The organism is Sphingomonas sp. PvP055 (assembly GCF_040546365.1).
GTDB lineage: Bacteria > Pseudomonadota > Alphaproteobacteria > Sphingomonadales > Sphingomonadaceae > Sphingomonas > Sphingomonas echinoides_A.
Map to the genome: position 1 here is coordinate 627160 of NZ_JBEPNS010000001.1, position 18140 is coordinate 645299.

The 18140-nt window shown below is 62.5% G+C and carries 21 protein-coding genes; 4 read left to right on the forward strand and 17 right to left on the reverse strand.

All coding sequences use genetic code 11. From position 1 onward, the window contains the following. Positions 1-5: 5 nt before the first annotated feature. Positions 6-413 carry a flagellar basal body rod protein FlgC gene (gene flgC, locus ABIC16_RS03185; protein ID WP_277969528.1) on the reverse strand — a complete coding sequence of 136 codons (408 nt, stop codon included), beginning with the start codon at positions 411-413 and terminating at the stop codon, positions 6-8. 112 nt (positions 414-525) lie between these two features. Between flgC and ABIC16_RS03190 the strand changes: the two genes are divergently transcribed. Genes ABIC16_RS03190 through fliP form a run of 3 tightly spaced genes read left to right on the forward strand, consistent with a single transcriptional unit; the run spans position 526 to position 2016 of the window. Continuing rightward, the gene (locus ABIC16_RS03190) at positions 526-762 is read left to right on the forward strand and encodes a FliM/FliN family flagellar motor switch protein (RefSeq protein ID WP_277969527.1); all 237 of its coding nucleotides are present in this window, start codon (positions 526-528) and stop codon (positions 760-762) included. Next, positions 762-1295 (forward strand): flagellar biosynthetic protein FliO, encoded by a 534-nt coding sequence (locus ABIC16_RS03195; RefSeq protein ID WP_354290011.1) that lies wholly within the window; start codon positions 762-764, stop codon positions 1293-1295. The genes ABIC16_RS03190 and ABIC16_RS03195 overlap by 1 nt, the downstream gene beginning before the upstream one ends. After that, the gene (gene fliP, locus ABIC16_RS03200) at positions 1288-2016 is read left to right on the forward strand and encodes a flagellar type III secretion system pore protein FliP (protein WP_354290012.1); all 729 of its coding nucleotides are present in this window, start codon (positions 1288-1290) and stop codon (positions 2014-2016) included. Before ABIC16_RS03195 ends, fliP begins: the two co-directional genes overlap by 8 nt. Here the strand turns inward: fliP and ABIC16_RS03205 are convergent. From ABIC16_RS03205 to ABIC16_RS03275, 15 genes are all read right to left on the reverse strand, one after another. Continuing rightward, complete coding sequence (locus tag ABIC16_RS03205) at positions 1991-2623, reverse strand: PilZ domain-containing protein (RefSeq protein ID WP_354290013.1); 633 nt, start codon at positions 2621-2623, stop codon at positions 1991-1993. The two genes, fliP and ABIC16_RS03205, sit on opposite strands and share 26 nt — an antisense overlap. Before the next feature lie 47 nt (positions 2624-2670). Continuing rightward, the gene (locus ABIC16_RS03210; RefSeq protein WP_354292246.1) at positions 2671-3075 is read right to left on the reverse strand and encodes a hypothetical protein; all 405 of its coding nucleotides are present in this window, start codon (positions 3073-3075) and stop codon (positions 2671-2673) included. Positions 3076-3119: 44 nt separating this feature from the next. Next, positions 3120-3989, reverse strand: a complete 870-nt coding sequence (locus tag ABIC16_RS03215; protein WP_277969522.1) for a flagellar motor protein MotB — start codon at positions 3987-3989, stop codon at positions 3120-3122. 6 nt (positions 3990-3995) lie between these two features. Next, a complete protein-coding gene (locus ABIC16_RS03220; protein WP_277969521.1) occupies positions 3996-4289 on the reverse strand; it encodes a hypothetical protein in 294 nt (97 codons plus the stop codon). Between the two features lie 53 nt (positions 4290-4342). Then, positions 4343-4864: a chemotaxis protein CheD gene (locus tag ABIC16_RS03225; protein WP_277969520.1), complete on the reverse strand. Its 522-nt coding sequence runs from the start codon at positions 4862-4864 to the stop codon at positions 4343-4345. A 4-nt stretch (positions 4865-4868) separates the two neighbouring features. Further along, complete coding sequence (locus tag ABIC16_RS03230; RefSeq protein WP_277969519.1) at positions 4869-5258, reverse strand: response regulator; 390 nt, start codon at positions 5256-5258, stop codon at positions 4869-4871. A gap of 15 nt (positions 5259-5273) precedes the next feature. Continuing rightward, positions 5274-6302, reverse strand: a complete 1029-nt coding sequence (locus tag ABIC16_RS03235; protein WP_277969518.1) for a protein-glutamate methylesterase/protein-glutamine glutaminase — start codon at positions 6300-6302, stop codon at positions 5274-5276. After that, the gene (locus ABIC16_RS03240; RefSeq protein ID WP_277969589.1) at positions 6299-7180 is read right to left on the reverse strand and encodes a CheR family methyltransferase; all 882 of its coding nucleotides are present in this window, start codon (positions 7178-7180) and stop codon (positions 6299-6301) included. The genes ABIC16_RS03235 and ABIC16_RS03240 overlap by 4 nt, the downstream gene beginning before the upstream one ends. After that, positions 7180-7674 (reverse strand): chemotaxis protein CheW, encoded by a 495-nt coding sequence (locus ABIC16_RS03245; RefSeq protein ID WP_277969517.1) that lies wholly within the window; start codon positions 7672-7674, stop codon positions 7180-7182. Before ABIC16_RS03245 ends, ABIC16_RS03240 begins: the two co-directional genes overlap by 1 nt. Then, on the reverse strand, positions 7671-9806 hold the full coding sequence (locus tag ABIC16_RS03250; protein WP_354290014.1) for a chemotaxis protein CheA: 2136 nt from the start codon (positions 9804-9806) through the stop codon (positions 7671-7673). The genes ABIC16_RS03245 and ABIC16_RS03250 overlap by 4 nt, the downstream gene beginning before the upstream one ends. Next, entirely contained in the window at positions 9803-10168 is a 366-nt protein-coding gene (locus tag ABIC16_RS03255) for a response regulator (protein ID WP_277969515.1), read from the reverse strand. The genes ABIC16_RS03250 and ABIC16_RS03255 overlap by 4 nt, the downstream gene beginning before the upstream one ends. Next, the gene (locus ABIC16_RS03260) at positions 10165-10506 is read right to left on the reverse strand and encodes a hypothetical protein (protein ID WP_354290015.1); all 342 of its coding nucleotides are present in this window, start codon (positions 10504-10506) and stop codon (positions 10165-10167) included. The genes ABIC16_RS03255 and ABIC16_RS03260 overlap by 4 nt, the downstream gene beginning before the upstream one ends. Beyond that, positions 10481-11365, reverse strand: coding sequence for a flagellar motor stator protein MotA (gene motA / locus ABIC16_RS03265; RefSeq protein WP_354290016.1), 885 nt, complete (start codon positions 11363-11365; stop codon positions 10481-10483). The genes ABIC16_RS03260 and motA overlap by 26 nt, the downstream gene beginning before the upstream one ends. Positions 11366-11464: 99 nt before the next feature. After that, a complete protein-coding gene (locus tag ABIC16_RS03270; RefSeq protein WP_354290017.1) occupies positions 11465-12277 on the reverse strand; it encodes a class I SAM-dependent methyltransferase in 813 nt (270 codons plus the stop codon). Continuing rightward, complete coding sequence (locus ABIC16_RS03275) at positions 12274-14691, reverse strand: HAD family hydrolase (protein ID WP_354290018.1); 2418 nt, start codon at positions 14689-14691, stop codon at positions 12274-12276. The genes ABIC16_RS03270 and ABIC16_RS03275 overlap by 4 nt, the downstream gene beginning before the upstream one ends. 137 nt (positions 14692-14828) lie before the next feature. Between ABIC16_RS03275 and ABIC16_RS03280 the strand changes: the two genes are divergently transcribed. Further along, complete coding sequence (locus ABIC16_RS03280) at positions 14829-15188, forward strand: flagellar biosynthesis regulator FlaF (RefSeq protein ID WP_277969511.1); 360 nt, start codon at positions 14829-14831, stop codon at positions 15186-15188. 629 nt (positions 15189-15817) lie between these two features. Here the strand turns inward: ABIC16_RS03280 and ABIC16_RS03285 are convergent. After that, a complete protein-coding gene (locus tag ABIC16_RS03285) occupies positions 15818-17956 on the reverse strand; it encodes a methyl-accepting chemotaxis protein (protein WP_277969510.1) in 2139 nt (712 codons plus the stop codon). Positions 17957-18140 lie beyond the last annotated feature (184 nt).

The window sequence follows — 18140 nt, forward strand, 5'->3', positions numbered from 1 at the left end:
ATTCCTTATTTGAGAAGGTCGATGGTGCGCATCGTCAGGCTCTTGGCCGCTTCGATCGCACTCAGATTGGCTTCGTAGGAGCGCTGCGCGGCCTTCATGTCGGCGCTCTCGACGAGTGCGTTGACGTTGGGCATCTTGACGTAACCGGTCGCGTCGGCGGCCGGGCTGCCCGGCTGATAGACACGCTGGAACGCACTCTTGTCCGACTGGATCGATTGGACCCGCACGCCGGCTGCGCCGGTCTCGTGGTCGACCTCCGATTTGAAGCTGGGGAGCCGACGACGGTAGGGATCGCCGCCGGCGGTGCGCGACACCGAGTCCGCATTCGCGAGATTTTCCGCGATGACCCGCATGCGTAGCGACTGCGCGCGCAGTCCCGATGCGGACACCTCCATAGACGACTTCAAGTTCATGGTTCAGCTCCGGCGGCCCCGTCGGCCTCCTTTTCGTTATAGGCAAAAATTGCCTAGCTACCCGGATAACCGGAAAGATTTTCCTATAAGTTAGAGAAAGGAGTGTCGTTGTATGTCCGTTCTCGAAAGCATCTACGTCGATATGTCGATCGTGCTGGGCTCCGCTCAGGTGCCGATCCGCCAGATTCTGAAGATGGGGCGTGGCGCCATGATTCCGCTCGATTGCGGGCATGACGATCCGACGCTGGTCTATGTCAACGACGCGCTGGTCGCGAAGGGACGGGTGCTGGTCGAAGGGGACCAGATGTCGCTCGAGATCACCGATGTCGTTCAGCGGGTCCGGAGCTGATGGACTTGCTCGCGCTGTTGCGCACTTTGGGCGGGCTCGGAACGGTGCTGGGGGCGCTTGCCGGTGCGCTCTGGCTGGTCCGCCGCTATGACATCCGTTTGCCTGGCCGCACCGGAATGATGCGGGTCAGTCGGCTCGAACTCGTCGAAAAGCTGCCGATCGACGCACGTCGCTCTGTCATCTTGTTGCGCCGCGACGGACACGAACATCTCATTCTGATTTCACCCGAAAGCCATGTGATGCTCGAAAGCGGCTTCGTGCGCGATGCGGTCGATCTCGCGGCACATCAGGCGGCGGTGTCCGCCTTGCCGCACGATCCGCCGCAGTTTAGTGCCGAGGTGGCCGCCGCCGGGGAAAGCTTTGCGGCATTGGTCGAACGGGTCCGGGATCACGCCGCGCCGAAGGGCGCCGCGCTGAAGGCGATGATCCGCCGCGCCGTCACGCCGACACCCCACGTCGCTTCCCCGCCGGACGACCCGGCTCCGCCCCGCGCCGAGCTCCCCCTGACGCCCCTGGACAAATCCCATGCGTAAAGTCGCTCTCCTGCTATTCGCGCTGACCGTCGCGATCCCGTCCAGCGCGCTTGCGCAAACCGCATCGGTCACGATGGGCAAGGGGTCGGTCTCCGGTCAGGCGATCACGCTGGTCATGATGCTGACCGTACTGAGCCTAGCGCCTGGCATCCTGATGACAGTCACGTCGTTTACACGGATCGTGGTGGCGCTGTCGCTGCTGCGGACCGGTATCGGCGCGCCCGGTGTGCCGCCCAATCCGGTGCTGATCAGTCTCGCGCTGTTCCTGTCCTTCTTCGTGATGGCACCGACCTTCCAACAAGCCTGGGAGCAGGGGGTCAACCCATACACCAACGGTCGAATTTCCGAGCAACAGGCGTTTGTGCGGACGTCCGAACCGTTCCGCCAGTTCATGCTGAAGCACGTCCACAACGACGACCTCCAGCTGTTCGCCGACCTGTCGGGCAAGCCACCGGTCGCGCGCGCGCAAGTGCCGCTGACGACGCTCATGCCGGCGTTCATGATTTCGGAATTGCGGCGCGCGTTCGAGATTGGCTTCTTGCTGCTGTTGCCCTTCCTGATCATCGATCTCGCCGTATCCGCTGTATTGATGGCGATGGGGATGATGATGTTGCCTCCGCCGACGATCGCATTGCCGATGAAGATCATCTTCTTCGTTCTCGTCGATGGATGGGCGCTGGTCGCCGGGTCGTTGATCAGGAGCTTTGGCGGTTCGGGCTAAGCGGCGCTGAACTGGTGGCGCTGAAGCGGTGCTGCTGTGCCAGCCAGTGCGACAGTTCGGCGAACGCCACCGTTTCCGAAAACGCCAGGCCGACCGTTCCCGGTGCGACCCAGCGCACCGACGCGCGTTGTGACTTCAGCCCGGGAATGACGACAACCACGCCATCGTTGAGTCGAGCGGGAGGAGCCAGAACGACCCGCGTGCCGCCCTGCGAAATGTTCTGCAGCAGACCTGGCACGATATGGCCGTCCAGTCGCAGCACGACCGGGCACCGCGCGGACAGGCGCAGCGACCGAGGCGATTGTGCGGTGGGCGCCAGCAGCGCAACGATGTCGACGGGCTGATCGAACTGCACGCCAACTTCAAAACGATCGGTCCAGACAACGACGCCAGCGACGGCGTTCCCGTTTTTCAAGTCAATGCCCACGCGCTCGCCCGTCACGAGTGCCGCCCGGGTCTCGAGCCGCATGCCGCCGGACGAGACGTTCCGAATGCGACACAGATCGTCCCAATTTTCGGTGGACAGCCGTGCGACGAGCAGGATCGTCGTCAGCCGATCATCGCGTTTCGGGAAGTCGGCTGGGGCCGGTCGCGGCGTATCCATCATCTCTGAATTCCTCCCCGTCATGTCATGATGGCTGGCAAGGTGAGCAATCACGCTGGTGTGGCCTGCATGATCACGACGCGGCGAACTTTGTTCATGCCGAAGGCTTCGCTCGCGGAAGCCGTCACCAGTTTGCGGAACACCGCGAGATCCGGAAGCATGCCGTCCGGCCCGCTCGCCATCGGTGCTCGAAAGGTGCGCATGTTGATCGCATCCAGCAGCAGCGGCAGACGTGCCGTTACGAAAGCCGCGTCGCTTTCTTCGGTTTCCAATTGAACCTCGAACGAGACGTAGCCGGACAAGCGCCCCGTGGTGGAGACCAGCGGGGCAAGGATCTTTCCCGTTGGTACGAACACCGGGGCGGCTTTCACCGGCGCGGTGGCCGCCGTCGCCGGAGACGGCAGCAACTGGTGGACGCCGAAAGCGGTCCCGCCGCCAAGGCCGACGCCGGCCACGAGGAGCAAGGGGATGAGGAAAGCCGCTTTCACCTTCGTTCCGATCAGAATTTGAAGCTGGAATCGCTGGGCAGCGTCGGTGCCGCCCCCAGCGCAACGATCGTGATGCGGCGATTTTCGGCTCGGCCGGGTTCACCGGGATAGATCGGTTGTGTCCCCGCCAAGGCGACGACTTCGGCGAACCGGTCCGGGGTGAGCCCCGCCGCGAGCATCGCCGACCGTGCGGCCAGTGCGCGGTCCGCAGATAGCCGCCAGTTCATCGCGCTCTGGCCTCCGAGCGAATCTGTATGGCCTTCGATCGCGATCTGCGCGCCGGATTTCGCAAGTTTGCGGGCGACCTCCCCGAGCATCGCGCTGGCGAACGGGTTGAGCACTGCCGTGCCGCCGACGAACATCGATCGCTGCGCGGTGTCCATCAAGCTGATGCGAACCCCGTCGCGTTCGGGTTCTACGCGAATGCTGTCCTTGGCATCCTGTGCCGCCGGCGCCGCCTCGAGCGCGACGCGCATTTCCTGCGCCATCACGCGCATCGAGGCGTCCGGAATGTTGGCGGTGCCGCCCCGCGAGATCCCGCTCTTGGCGCTTTCGGCGGAGGGCTGGCCGGTTGTGGCCTTGCTATCGGCCTGCGCGCGCCGCGTGCGACCGCCGAGGCCGGGCTGGTCGCCCGGGTTCGTGGTCAGCGTCGTCGAGGGGGAACTGTTGGCGGAGGCGGGCGAGAAATATTCGGCCAAGCCCTTCAAACGTTCCTTGTCGGGATTGGCGAGAAGCCAGAGCAGCATGAAAAACGCCATCATCGCCGTCACGAAATCGGCATAGGCAACCTTCCACGCGCCGCCGTGGTGCGCCGCATGACCGCCTTTCTTGACCTTGCGGATGATGATCGGGCGTTGGTTCGCCTTGGGAGGAATGGCCATCGCGGATCAGGCGGCGATCGACAGCGCGGAACGCAGCTTTTCCTGCACCGCACCAAGGCGGACCTTGCTGATCGCATCCAGCGACCCCGATCCACCCGCCATGCGGTCGATGAGATCGGCGCTTTCGTCGGCCCGCTGAATCACCAGATCAAAAGTCTGGAGCTGCTCCATATAGGCCATGGCAAACGCCTCGTCGGACACGAGGGTGTCCGCGAGATGCTCGATCAGCACGCGCATGTCCCGGATTTCGGCCGCGATCGCGACGTAGAGCGAAGCGGCGAGGTCATCGATATGTGCCATGCTCTAAAGGGCCTGTTCGGGAGTATGGAAAGGGATGGGGGACAGCGAAGGCATCAGAAGAGTTCGAGATCGCCATCGTTGCTGGCAAGGATGACTGGCGCCGCGATGATCTTGGGGATTTCCGCGACAGATCGCGATCGCGCCTTACCTTCGTAGGGTACGAATTCGACCTTGCGCGCCTGGGTGCCGCCGAGATCGCAATGACCGATGGCGATGCCTTCGGTTTCCATGAAACGCCGCGCGAAGGCGGCGTTGCTGCTGCCGATCGATCCCAGTCCCGCGATGATGTTGGCACCGCCGTACAGGTGCGCGCGCAACTGCGACCGTATGCCCCCACGGCGCATGAGTTCATTGATCAGCAATTCCATCGCGTGCACGCCGTAGCGGGCCATGTCGCGGTGGTGGACCATATCGTCTTTGCCCGGTTCGCCGAGCAGGAAATGGTTCATTCCGCCGACCCGGTTGACCGGGTCTTGCAGGCACACTGCGACGCACGACCCGAGCAACGTCGAAATGACGACGTCGGGTTCTCCGGAAACGTGATTTTCACCCTGGATGATGGAGACGCGTCGCATCGGATCAGGTCAGCTCGCCGAAGACGCGCTCGATCTTTTCCTTGAGCGCGGCAGCGGAGAATGGCTTTACGACGTAATTGTTGACCCCCAGCACCGCCGCTTTCTGCACGATCTCGCGATCGGCAGAGCCGGTGAGCATGATGAACACGGTTTTGCCGATCACCGGATCCTTGCGGACTTCTTCCAGGAACTGGAGTCCGTCCATGTCGGGCATGTTGTAATCGGATATGATCAGGTGGACGCGGTCGGCGCGGATCGCACCGAGCGCCTCGACGGGCCCCGCTTTGTCGCGGATATCCTTGAACCCCAGATCCTGAAGGGTCCGACGGATCATTGCGCGCATGCTGGTCTGATCGTCGACCACCATCACCTTGATTGCAGCTGCGGCTGGCATTGATCGCTCCCAAACTTATTTGCGGCAAGCGCCGAGGATAGCCTCGGGCATTGCGGACAGGTCGACTTCGCGCCCGACCGCGCCCAAGGCGAACGCAGCACGGGGCATCCCGTAGACGACACAGGTTTCCTTGCTCTGGCCGAGCGTGCGGGCACCGGCGGTGCGCATCGCGAGCAACCCCTCGGCGCCATCCGCACCCATTCCGGTGAGCACCACCCCGATTGCGGCGGCGCCAATCTGGCTGACCGAGCGGAACAACACATCCACGGCAGGGCGATGCCCGCCCACGGGATCGGTCGCGCGAAGCTTTATGCGACCGTGAACGCCGCCCATGAGCTCCATATGCGTCAGCCCGCCTGGGGCGATATAAACGTTGCCGCGCTCGACCGCGATGCCGTCCTGCGCTTCGGTGACGCGCAGCGCGCATTCCTTGTGCAAACGCGCCGCGAAGCCCGGCGTGAACGCCGCCGGCATATGCTGGACGACGAGAATCGGCGGAAAATCGGCTGGCAAGGCCTTGAGGATCGAAAAGAGCGCCTCCACTCCGCCGGTCGATGCACCGATTGCGATCACGACATCGCGTAGCGATCCCGGAGCGCCCGACGTGACCGGGACGATCGCGTCTGGTGCCCGTCGCACGGTCGATCGCGCGGCGGCCTTTACCGTCGCGCACAGTCGCGCGGAGTCGCGGGCGATCTCGAGCGGGTTGCCGGTTGGTTTGGCAATGCAATCCACCGCACCCAGCCGCAGCGCCTCGATCGTCGCTTCGGCTCCGCGGGCGGTCAGCGTCGAGCACATCACTACCGGCATTGGCCGCAACCGCATGATCCGTTCGAGGAAGGACAGGCCGTCCATCCCGGGCATCTCAATGTCGAGCGTCAGAACGTCGGGGTTGAGATCCTTGATCATGGCGCGCGCTGCGCTCGGTTCGGGCGCAAGGCCGACCACTTCGATTTCGGGGTCGGAGGACAGAATACGATTGAGCGCAGCCCGCATCGATGCACTGTCATCGACGATCAGGACTCTGACGGGAGGACCGCTCATTGTGCCGTTCCTCCATGCTTGACGTAAATCGTCTGGCCGCAATTGGTCATGCCGTTTGCGGCGGTACCGATCAGGCGTTCCGAATGGCCGATGTAGAGATACCCACCGGGGGCAAGCATTGACACGAAGCGCGCCTCTAGCTCGGCCTTTGCCGCATCGTCGAAATAGATCATCACGTTGCGACAGAAGATGACGTCATATTGCTGTCGCATCGGCCACTCGTGGAAGAGGTTGAGAACGCGCGCCGTCACGAGCGCCCGCGCGTCTTCCGCCATCACGAAGTCCGCGCCGTGGGGGCGCATCCAGCTCGTGCGATAAGCCGCCGGGACCGGCTCGACCGTCTCGGCGGAATAGACGCCGCGCTGCGTGCTTTCGACGACATGTGGCGCCAGATCGGTGGCCAACAGGCGAACGTCGCCTTGGCGCAACCAGCCCGCCGTGTTGCGATCCTGCCCGAGCAGGCACATCGCGATCGTATAGACTTCCTCGCCGCTGGAGCAGCCTGCTGACCAGATCCGAACGGGCTGACGGCGCGCACGATCCTGCAGCCATGGCAGCGTGGTGTTGCGGAGATGTTCAAAGTGATGATTTTCGCGGAAGAAATGCGTGTGATTGGTGGTCAGTGCGACAATCATTGCCGCGCGTTCGGTGGCATCCGCTTCGACCAGGCGCACATAGTCGCGGAAGGTCGTCAGCCCATGGTCGCGAAGCCGACGGCTCAATCGCGACTGAACCAACGTGCTCTTGGCGGTCGTCAAGTGAATGCGGGCATCGGTTTGCATGATCCGGGCGATCACGGCGAACTCGGCACTGCCGAGTTCGGCCGAGACCGACGCTTTCAGCCCACCGGGATCCACGCGTGGCGCGACGTCCTGCATCACGCGGCCAGATCGAGGTGACGCGTCAGGTTGAGCGCATCGAGATCAAGCAACAGCACCATGTCGGCACCCTCGACGATCGTGGCGCCTTCCTGCGCCCGCGGCGCGACCTGGATCAGACCGGCAATGACGTTCTGTTCGCCGATCTCGACTTCGGGCGCCGGCTGGATTTCGCTCGCCTTGATCAAGATGATGTCGGCGACTTCGTCGACCAGGAAGCCGGCCTGCTTGCCCGCGATCGTTACGACCAGAATACAGGAGCGTGAATGCAGTACGCTGGGCGTCCACCCGAGACGCTCGGACAGGCCGACCACGGGAACGACCGTGCCGCGCAGGTTGGTAACGCCCTTGATGTAGGCCGGCACGCTGGGGAGCGGGGTGGGCTCTTCCCATTCGCGAATTTCGATCAGCGCCTTCATGTCGATGCCGAACATCTGCTGCCCAAGCGAGAAGGTGACGATCTTGCGTTCGTCGGGAGTGTTTAGAGTGCTCATGCCGCCAATCCTTTCAGGGGGAATTTCGAAACCATTTGTCCTGGCGAGGACACCAGCGCGTCGATGTCGAGGATCAGCGCGATCGAGCCGTCCCCCAAGATGGTGGCGCCGCCGAGACCGCGGATCGGGTGGAGGTTCTGCTCAAGGCTCTTGATCACCACCTCGCGCCGGTCGTCGATCGTATCGACCATCAGGCCCACATTCCCGGCGGTCTCGCTCTCGACGATGATGACGAGCGATTCCTCCGGGCTGCGCCGGTCTTCGCCGACAAAACCGAACAGATCGGTCAGGCGTTTGACGGGGAGATAGGCGCCGCGCAGTTCAATCACTTCGCTGCTCGGCGTCATTGCGCGGACTTGGCCGGGTTCGGGCCGGACCGTCTCGATGACATTGGCGAGCGGCAGGACGAAGCGTTGTCCGGACAGGCGCACGATCATCCCGTCGAGGATTGCAAGCGTGAGCGGGAGGATCATCGTGAAGCTGGTACCGGCGCCCGGTACGGAGGTGATGTCCACCCGGCCGCCCAACGCTTCGACGTTCGATCGCACCACGTCCATCCCGACGCCTCGACCAGAAATGCTCGAGATGGTTTCCGCCGTGGAGAAACCGGGCGCGCAGATCAGCTGATCGATCTCTTCGTCAGACAGGACGGCATCGGCCGGGATAATGCCCTTTTCGACTGCCTTCGCTTTGACGCGGACGCGATCGATACCCTTGCCGTCGTCACTGACGCGCACGAAGATGCGCGCACCTTTCTGCTCGGCGGACAGGGTGATCAGTCCTTCAGGAGGTTTCCCCGCCGCGATCCGTTCAGCTGGACTTTCGATTCCATGATCGACCGCGTTGCGAATCATATGGGTCAACGGATCGCCGATCTTCTCGATCACGCCCTTGTCGACTTCCGTGGTCTCGCCGCTGATCTCCAGGATCACCTGCTTGCCGGTTTCGACGCCCAGATCGCGCAACATGCGCGGCACACGCGAGAATGCCTGTCGGATTGGCTGCGCGCGCAGCGACATGACATTGTCCTGGATCTCGCGAGTCAGCCGGGCCAGTTCTGGCAGTTCGACTCGTTCCTGATCGACCGGCGACAACCGATCCGACAGGATCGACCCGCGGATCACCAGTTCGCCGACCAGGTTGAGCAGCATGTCGAGCTTGTTGAGGTCGACGCGAATGGTTTGCTGGATTGCATCCATCGGGCGTGCTTCGGGTGGCGCGGCGGTGGTCGCCATCGCAACCGGCACGTCGACCTTTTCCACCAGGACCAGGCGGGGTGTCTCGACCTTTGTGGGCGCTTCCACGATTGCCGCGACGGGCGCGAGATCACGGGTAATCTCGACAAGCGAATCCGGTGCTACGAAATCGAAGCATTCGGCGATCGCGCTTTCCTCGATCGTGCCCGGTACGGACAGGATCCAGACGAGATAACTGTCTTCCGGATCGAGCTCGCGCAGCGTCGGGAGCGCCGAACTGTCGACCGAGACGATCGCGCCGCCCAGGCGTTCGACTTCACGGACGCTGAGCAACGGCTCGGCGCCGTTGGCAAGCGCAGCACGCGATGGACCGAACCGTACCGTCCAGGGTAACGGTGCGGCGTCTTCAAGATCGTCCAGCACCATTTCGACCGGCTCGAACCCAAACGGATCGAAATCCTCGATCGGTGCGATGACGGGCGTGAAGCCGAACTGATCGCTTGCGGGCTCGGGTACGACCGCGGTGGCGGCGACAGGCGGTACCGCGCCTGCCTTGGTGGCAAGTACTTCCTCGAGCAAGGCCAGCGCCGCGCCGTCGGCTGGGGTTGGCGCAGTGCCCTGCGCGGCCGCGACATGATCGGCCAGGATATCGAACGCGGTCAGCATCACCTTGGTGACGTCTGGGGTCGCTGGAATCTTGCCGCTGCGGACCTCGTCCAGCACGTTTTCAAAACAGTGCGAGAAGGCCAGCAAGGCGGCATGGCCAAACGCGCCGGAACCGCCCTTGATCGAATGGACGGCGCGAAACACACCCGCAATCACCTCTTTCGAGACGTCACCGGCGGCCATGGCGGACAGTCCTTGTTCAGCGACCGCCAGCCCCTCAGTGCATTCTTCGAAGAAGATTGCCTGGATTTCGTCGAGTTCGTCGTTCACGGGCACACGCGGCGGATCGCCGCCCCCAGCTTTTCGGCATCGAACGGCTTGGTGATCCAGCCAGTCGCCCCGGCGGAACGTGCGCGGGTTTTCTTCTCGTCGGAGAATTCGGTCGACAGCACCAGGATCGGGGTGCCACGGAACTGCGCGACCGCGCGAACCGCTTCGATCAGCTCGAAGCCGTCCATTTTCGGCATGTTGATGTCAGTGATCAACAGGTCGGGGACCACATCGTGCATCCGTTCCAGCCCGTGTGCGCCGTCATTGGCGCTCTCGATCCGAAAGCCTTGCGCGGTAAGCGACGTCTTGAGCAGCATTCGCATGCTGGCCGAGTCATCGACGGTGAGGATGAGCTTGCTCACAGGGAAATGTCCTTTCCGGCATCGAGGCCGATTGCATCGGCGAGCTGACAGCCGAGCACGCGTTCGGTGAAAGCCGCACTGGCGGCGGTGAAATGATACGGGTGGTCGTTCAGCGCCGCGTCGCGGCGTGCGGCGATGAGCAATTGCAACACCGCCTGGCCGACGCTCAGCATTTCCGATGCGTCGATCGTGGTCGTCGCGGCGCAATCGGACGCGATCACGAATTGGGTGCGCAGCGCGTCGGCGGTTACGGTGGTGCCGTGGCCGGTCAGGATGATCACGCCGGGTTCGGCATCGACCTCGAGGGAGGGGTCAGGCGGGGAAAGCATTAAGGTCATTTTTTGCCTCATCGAGTGTGGTCTCGAGTTGCTGGAAAGAAGGTGCGAAGTCCGACGGGACCATCCGCCGTGCGCACTCGATGGCGACCTGAGTTGGGAGCCCGTGGGCATGGCCGAGGATTGCGGTCTTCGCGATCGTGAACGGCTTGCAGTCGTCGTCCACGATGCTGAGCAGTTTCGAGGCGAGCGGTCCGACCAGACAGTAAGCGAGCAGCACGCCCAAGAAGGTGCCGACCAGTGCGCCACCGATCATCGCGCCGAGCACTTCCACCGGCTGATCGATCGACGCCATGGTCTTGATTACCCCCAGCACCGCGGCGACGATGCCGATTGCAGGAAGGCCGTCGGCCATCGTCTGCAGCGCTAGCTGCGGCATCAGTTCTTCGGCGTGATGCTTCTCGAGATCGTTTTCCATCGCCTCCGCCAATTGGTGCGGATCCTCGAAATTAATGGTCATCATCCGCAAGTAATCACAGATGAACTCGATCAGATGATGGTCGGCCAGAAGGCGTGGATACGGCATGAACAGCTTGCTCTCGGCGGGGTTGTCGAGGTGGGGTTCAATCCCTGTTGCGCCGCCTTTCTTGAAGGTGCTGAGCAATCCGAACAACATCGTGAGCAGGTCGCGATAATCGCTTTGTTTCCAGCGCGAGCCCTTGAACGCGCGCAAGATGCCCTTGCCCGCCTGCTTCACCGTCGCCATGGAATTACCGACGATGAAGGCACCGATCGCAGCGCCCACAATGGCGAGCAATTCATGCGGCAATGCTTCCAGAATTACGGCCATCTTGCCGCCCGACATCAGGAAGCTGCCGAAGACACATCCTAGGATGAGAAGAAAACCGACACCGTTGAACATGACGCGCTGAGACACTCCGAACTAGCCAATATCTATATTTATTATAGGAGAGGCGGGTGGTGAGGCGTGTGGTGCGGACAATTCTATCTGGCACGCGGCCTATGGCGCGTTATCCTGCCATTCGATGACCTTCATGTAATTGCGCAGCCGGTTGAGCTCCATTGCGGCGAGCAACGTGTTGTCGTGGAACGGCGCAACCAGTTCCGCGACGGCAGCGCTCCACGGCGCATCGCCATCGAACACCATGCCGAGGCCAAAGACTGCAGGGACATGCGCCCATGCGAGGCTTCGACCAGTCGATCGTGCCCCTTCAAGGAAGTCCTCGATCGCCGTCAGCACGCCGTTGCGGGGACCGCCCATATGGTCAGCCATCGCCCAGCCCTCGCCGCCGCGAAATCCCCGGTCGGGAACGAGGTCGGCGCGATCCAGCATCGTGCCGGCACCGAAGGTATGCGGATGACGAAAGGCCTGGGGGATCCGCTCGGGTGCATAATACATGTCGCGCCGCGCGGCGGGCCAGCTTACGTCGTGTAGGAATACGAGCAGCGGCTTTTCGTCCCGCTTGCTGGCAGCATCAGCCGCCTCGAGTTCGTGCAAAACCGTGAAGTAATTATGGTCCCCATCGATTACCCAGGCATCGACGTCGCGCAGGTTGGGAAGGACATCGAGGCTCGGCGCAGCAAGATGGGTCACGCCTGGCGCGGTCCGCGCCCATTCAATGAATTCGGCGCGCGGCGCGGGATCGACACTCGTGAGCCGACCCCCTGCTGCGGCGGCATGGTCGGCAAGCCGTTGCGACATGCCGCCAAATTCCGCGCCAATCTCGACGATGTGCTTCGCCCCGGCGATCGTAAGGCTACCGAGGATCAGGTCAGAAAATTCCGACATGGAATGGATCAGCAAATTGCTCATGAAATAGCCTGTGTGAGGACAGCGGAAGGTGTCGCTGCAAGGGGGGATGCGGCGGCGCGGGGCGCGATCGGGCGGAATACGACCGCAAGCATCATCGCGCGGGCATCGCGGCGCGGCGGCGGCGGGATCATCATGAACGCCGCGTCGTCCTCACATCGATACAGATGCGGAGCGGCCTGCTCCATGCCTTCGAGCGTGGGCACGGCGACAACTTCCTCCAGTCCGGAACGCTGCTGCTCGCTGAGGAACCGGTCCACCGGCATGAACACGACGCTGTCGACTTGAAGCCATTCGTAGAGCCGGCCGAATTGCAGCCCGATCGAAAAGCGGCAGTCGTCGATCGGGATCGGCGCAACGAAATAGCCGTCGTGCGTTGGTGTCGCGGTGATCGTGGCGGTATCAACCGTTCGGCCATCTGCGATCAGGATGGGAAGGGTGATCGTCTGGTCGATGAAATCGGCGTATTTGAGACCGAGGCCGAAGCGCTTGTGCGCCAGCAACGTCAGTTTGACGGCGAGCCCCTCGCCGTGCAGCTCCGCGGGTAAATACATCCGTTCCGCACCGCGCATGTAGAACAGGCCGCGCTGGCGCAGACCGCGCCTGGCGATGTCGGGATCGAACAGCGGAACGACATGGTCGATCCCGAGGTTCACATCATGCTGGAATCGCGCCAGCACGGCGAGTTCTTCCGGCATCGGCAGGAACATCAAACGTGCCAGCACGGCGACAGCAGAACTGCGCAAGCTCGCCATGTCGACCGTATCGGTCCGCCTTACGATCGCCCCGGCACTATCGCGTGCGTAGCGGATCGTACCTTGCTGGACCGCGTCGCGAGTCGCGCTTTGCGCGCCTTTGATTGCGTTGGCGGCGCGAACGGGACGGCCATCGACCGTATAATCGATCACCGAACCTTGCGCAGCGGTGCAGAGCTGTTCGAGTACGGCGACGTTGCCCGACAGCGCCTCCAGCGTGTTGGCATCGTAATGGTCCGCAGCGATGAAACCCCTCTTGTCCAGCCCCGGCATGTCCTGTTCTCGCAACAGCAGATAGCGGCCAGCGACCCCGACCGTGAGCCTTGCACGCAACATCTCGTCGATCTTGTTCTGGACCGATCCGTTGTAGCCGAGATCGACGAGCATCAGCACGTCGCCCTCGGTCGGGGCGACGGTGACGCGCAGGTATCGGATCAATCGGTCTGCAAAGGCACGCGACCGCTCGAGGATGCGCTTCATGCGCGGGGCTGTACGGATGACACGGACCAGCGCAGGAACGCCGGCGCCGGTCGGGAGGTCGCGCAGGATCGCGACAATCTCGTGCGAGGTGAACAGCAATTGCTTCAGGACCGCTTCGGTATCCGACACGATCTCCGCTTCTAGGTAACGCAATACATCGGCTTCGCTGCGGAAACACGCGGCGGTTGCGGTAAACCGGCTAATCTCAGTCGCGTGGCTGACGGTTCCATCCGGGTGAACTACGTCGAATACGAGCTTCGGCAGATGCCCGTCGCGCATCAGGAAAAGCATATGCACCTGGCCAGACGTCGTTGCGCGCAGCGTATCCGCTTCGCTGGCAATCCAATGCGCGAAGCCATGAAGCAGTGGACCGATGGTCGTGTAGCCGAGCCGCTCGGCAGGATCATTGACGCCAGGTTCGCCGATCGCGATCGTCGCGCGGTGCGGCTGGCTGTTCCTGTCTTCGGCCGTTGTGCCGACGTGGATCAGCGCGCCGGTCGCGGCTTCGAGCCGAAGACGCTGCTCGGTCGTCGCGGTAAATTGCCTGAGATGCAGCGCTTGTACGCCGGCTTTCTGCCCCCCGATGAGATCAGCGTTGCGGTTGTCGCCGATGTGCAGGATGTGCTGTGGTGAAACACCCAATTGCTGGACCACGCGATCCAGCAGGCCGTCACCCTTCGATACGCCCAACTCCGATGAACAGAAAATGCGATCGATAAGCGCGCGCACTTCCTCGCCGGCGGCTTGCGCAATCAACGTGCCGAGCTGTGTCGAATTCAGATACGTGTCGCTGACAATGACGATCGTCAGTCCGCGCGCCCGGGCCGTTCGCATCAGCGCGATGACCGGTGCGAAGCCGAAACAATGCCGCGCCTCCGCAGCAAGTTCCTGCGCAACCATTGCCGCGCGCTCCGAGATGTCGGCATTCGGCAGCAGTTCGGCGTAAATCTCGGCAATGCCGACTTCGGTCCGGCGATGCCGCAGCAAGGACGCCGTACGTGCTCGCTGCTCCGCCCAGATCCGCTGCATCGGGTTGGGGCCGTCGAGCGCGCGAAAAACGTCGCTCGGGGCGTGGGTGTCTCGCCACAGCAGCGTATCGAAACAGTCGAGCGACAGGACCTGGATGTCCGGCCGGCCATCGAGCGCGCGTGCTACATCGCCGGCAAGGATCGTGTCGTTCATGCAATAGACTTCCTGCCAGTGCCGGTCGCCCGATACGGCACCAGCGTCCCTGTCATTATAGGATAGAGTTCAGCAGTGCATGGATATGGTTTCTGCTGAAAATCCGCTAAAATAGGGGATCAGCTAGAGGAATTGCTATGTCGCTCCACGCCTATCACCGCGCGCGTACCATCGTGGAAACGCCTCGCCAGGCGGAACGCCGGCTGATGCTGGAAATTACCAGTGACATGATCCGGGCGAGGGATGCAGGGCAAGTACGGGGCGCGTTGATGCCCGCTCTGCATCGCAATCGTGAAGTGTGGGGGACGTTTGCTGCAGTGTGTGGAACGGTCGGAAACACGCTGCCCGATGGTTTGCGCGCGAGCATCATCTCGCTCGCGCTCTGGGTCGACCAGTTCACGAGCGACGTCGTTGCTGGTCGGGAATCAATCGATGATTTGATTGCGGTCAACCGTGACATGATCGACGGGCTGACAGGCGTCGGCGCTCCAAACTGAGCCTTGTCCCGCGCTTTTACCGAAGGAGTCATGGTCCGGACCCCGGGCCTTCGTGGTTGGGCGTGCGAGTGTAGCCCGTATCGAGGGCCCGCCGCACCCCAAGTGTTTGCGGCGATAAGGGCGGTTTGACTGATCGTTTCCGCTGACCGTTGGAGCCAACGCTGTCGTCCGAAATGGACTCGCGACGCCCGTCCTCCATTTTTCTGATCAATCTAGAAGCCGGACGTCGCTATGCGGCCTCCGGTTTTTCTTTGTTCAGCGCACATGGCTGCCGACATGTCCGCGCCGCGGCGCCTCGACGGGGGGGAGGTCGGTACGGTGCGATGGCATGGATCGCCGCCGTTCCTTGATTGCTGATCTGTAATCGGCGGGATCTGGGTAGTGTCTTGCGCTACCGTCGACGGCGAGATCCCCCGGATCGGACGTGGGTCATCCGCCCTGCAACCCGGGTTGAGTCTTCGGGGGGGGGCACACAGGCACGCTACGCTGTTTGCCCGGTACAAGTCCGATACTATAGTTTTTCGATAACGCAAAAACGCCCCATCTTCTGCGAAGATGGGGCGTTTTTGCAGTACGATTGTCGCACTTGAGTGCCTGCCGCCACGTCGCTGGGGCGGGCGTCCTTTCCTTTAGAACGCGTTCCAGTCATCCGCACCGGCCGAGACTGGCGCGCTGTGCTTCCCATTCGCCGCAAGCGCGGCAACGGGGGAGCGGTAGGGCGCCGAGGCCGTTTTCTTGGGTTTGGATGGCATCGGCTGGACGACCTGACTCACCTGCGGTCGACGTCCGGACGAGCCACTGTCGACTGTGAACATCGCGGCCTGATCGGACAGTGCGGTGACTTCGGTAGTAAGGTTCCGGGCAGCGGCGGATGTTTCCTCAACCATCGCGGCATTCTGCTGAGTCGACTGGTCCATCGCGCCGATCGCCGCCGAGATTTGCGTGATCGCCGAGGATTGCGCCGCGGCATCGTCCGCCATCGTGCCGAGCAACTTGTGGACTTCGCCGACATCGCTCGAGATATTGGCAAGTGCACCGTCGACCCGCTGTACAGCCTGAACCGCAGTGACGATGTCCGTCTGTGTCAGCGTGAGCTGATCCCGAGCGCGCTTGGCTTCCTCTTCTGCACGCATCGCCAGCGCCGAGACCAGATCGGCCACGACCGCGAAACCGCGACCGGCGTCACCGGCACGACCCGCTTCGACGGCAGCGTTCATTGCAAGGACGCGTGTCTGGAACGCGATCTTGTCGAGTCCCTCGATCACGCTGTCGATGCCCTTGGCGCTGTCACTGACGCGACCCATCGCCTGTACCGCTTCCTCGGCTGTGGCGCGACCGCCGCCCACCGTGGCAATCGCCTGGTCTGCCCGTGAGACCGTTTGCGTCGAGGACAAAGCGGTCGCCTTCAGCCGGCCATCGATCTGCACGAGCGCGGCACTCGTTTCCTCCAGGCTGGCGGCATTGCCTTCGGTGCGACGCGCCAGATCTTCGGATGCCTGAGCGATCTCGTTCGATCCGGTGCGGATGCCATCAGCGCTTTGCGTCACGCCGCCGATCAACCCGCGCAGCTTGAGCAGAGCACCGTTGAAGTTGGTTTTCAGGTCTTCGAAATTGTGCGGAAACTGCTTGTGAATATCGCCGGTGAGATCACCATCTGAAAGGCTTGCCAAGCTGGCCGATACGGTTTCGACGACATCGCGTTGCTGGGCTTCGTTTTCGAGCTTGGCAGCGGCGGCCGCTTCCTGGTCGCGCGCAGCGTCACGGAAGACGACAACGGTCTTGGCCATCTCGCCGACTTCGTCACCGCGGATGGCACATATCACCTCGATGTTCGTATCCCCCGTGGCGAGACGCGCCATGGTTCCGCGCAGATTTTCGAGCGGGCGGGTAATTCCGGCGCGCGCTACCAGGAAACTGAAGCCCATGACGACGATTGTGCCGACGATGCTGGCGACCATCACCATCCACGAGGTTGCCAGTGCAGTGTTGCTGAGTTTATCGGACGTCGCCGTGGAAGAGGCAATAAGGGCTTCGTTGAACGCGGTGAGCTTCTTGGAAAACCGGGTTGCAACGATATCGGCCTGTTGCACCACCTTAAGCGCAGCGTCGTTTTTATTCGCCATGCCAAGCGCGACCGCTTCGTTGGTCAGTTGATGGAGGGCTGATAGTTCAGAGCCGAAATCGGCCAAATCAGCCGCTTTGTCCGGGAAAATCTTTTCGGCAAAGGCGATCCGCGGCAGCGCACTTTCATACGCTTCCTTCTCGGCTACCCCGGCTGCCTTCGCCAGTACGCTGGCGCCATCGTACGCCACCGACTGATACGCGGAGCCGGTCATCACCGAGAGGCGCCGGTTGACCTGAGTCAGCTTAATTGTTGCCGTCAACTGCTTGGTGAGAGCCGAATAGACGGCATCGGTATTGCGGATCTGGCTTGAGCCGACCCACGCCACGGCGATGGTCAACAAACCCAGCATCGCCAGCATGGCGACGATCTTGGTCGTGATTCTGGTGTTCTCTAACAGTTTCATGAAGCATTCCTTGAGATCTGGCAGCAGGCGGTGCCGGGCACGTCGAGAGGAGGATCGGCTTTGCGATGGGACCACGATCCAGTCGTCGGTCCCGGTCGTGATGCCGTCATGAGCGTCGTGGTCGCGGCACACCTTGCCGGAATCGAATCGGTGCTCCGAAAAAAGGCGTGAAAGACATACAGGTCTCCGACCGAGCAATCGTATCAGCCCACGGGCGGACCCCACGAGCGGATCACTCATTGTAGGATGATCTGTCCTACTCGCAGTTTGCCGCTGGATAATTTCTGCGTGCCGACGGCGGGTTGTCCCGGGTATCTAGTATTACGTCGGGGATCGCCTGCGTTCTACTGAGGCCGGAAGGCGCTGCGCTGACACCGAGAACCCGTATCTGCCAAGCCGTGGCCGTGACTGCTGGCTGGTAGCA